The following is a 1356-nucleotide window of genomic DNA, read 5'->3' on the forward strand; positions in this document are numbered from 1 at the left end:
CAATGCCATTTAGTTAAGCTATAGATTTTTGTAAACCATTGAGAATTTGGCTCTTGGTTTTTTCTTTCTTATGTATTTACGGCTTGGTCTTACCTTATTGACTGCTTTTGCTACGATTTTGTCAAACTGTTTAAGGGAATTTTCTGTCTTTTGATGGTAGAGACAGGGTATGAGTAAATGTTTGGTAGCAGAGAGAGCATCCACTCTGTTGACCTGATATAGAGCCTTTTCTTTTTCTATTTGTTTGGAAACAGGATAAGTGAGTGCTGCACATAGATTCATGATGAAAACTTTTGCGTAAAAATCCTGCCGGACAGCATGGGAGGTTTTACCCGAAAAATTCTCTAATTCAAGCCAGTTTTTCAAGGTTCTGTAGTGAGTCTCTACTCCCCATCTGGCACCGTAGAGTTCTCTGAGGTCTTCCAAACTACACTCTTCTTTGAAGATAGAACAACAAAGTATATGAGTGCTCCCATCTTCTGATTCTATCTTTACTAACCGTACGGGAATTGGGTTTCCATGGTAATAAAAAGTAACTTGCTTGTCTTTAATAGACTCTTTCTGAAAAAGTTCCACTTCTTTAAACCAGTGATCTTTCATTCGGAAGCAAAAGGCTGCCTTTCGCTCTGTGAGCTCCCACATAAGTTTAAAGGACGCATAATAGCGGTCAAAAATGACCAGATCATCTTCTTTTACATGCTCCAGATGCCGGTAGCATAGTTCCGATTCACTACAAGCGTAGGCATCTATTTGGGCATCCAGGGTGACACAGTTAATCACATCATAAAGTAAAGAAATCCTGGCCAGGCTCTTAAAACTATCTGCGTTAGGGCCAAAGCCATGAACGCCAAACTCTTCTGTAATACTTTTATGCTTGGGTAGTTCAATAGTAGAACCATCTACCGCTAAAAGTCTGTAATTCCCCCAGGCCTGATGACGACCCTGGTAAAACTTATCAATGGTAACCTGACTTAGTTTTTTAAATATGGTGTGAGATAGTTTGGCTCTTGCTTGCGTAAAAGCTCCCTTGGTAACTTTCTGTATCAGAAAGTCCTCCGACTCTACTGCCTGATAAAACTCGTTAAGCTCTCGCTGGTAAGACTTTCCCATATTGCGGGCTATAAATAAAACCGTATCTTTAAAGGTTAAACTCCTTTTTCTCGTAAATCCCTTACTGTCAGTAAAATAATGTCTATTATTTTGTTCATCGTAAAGGGTGATATGTAAAGTATTTATTAACTCATTTCGATTTCGGGGGTTAAATAACCCCCTTTCTATTATGTATTAAATTTAAGCATTTTATACATTATAACCTAATATGCTTCAATGCTTTTTTCCTTAACTAAATGGCATTGA

1 protein-coding gene is annotated in these 1356 nt (G+C 38.1%); it reads right to left on the reverse strand.

Features of this window, described 5'->3' with window-relative positions:
- Positions 1 to 18 precede the first annotated feature (18 nt).
- Entirely contained in the window at positions 19 to 1281 is a 1263-nt protein-coding gene (locus tag AB2U10_RS19120; protein WP_493820786.1) for an IS4 family transposase, read from the reverse strand.
- Positions 1282 to 1356: the final 75 nt, after the last annotated feature.

This window comes from Leadbetterella sp. DM7, assembly GCF_040829825.2.
Lineage (GTDB): Bacteria > Bacteroidota > Bacteroidia > Cytophagales > Spirosomataceae > Leadbetterella.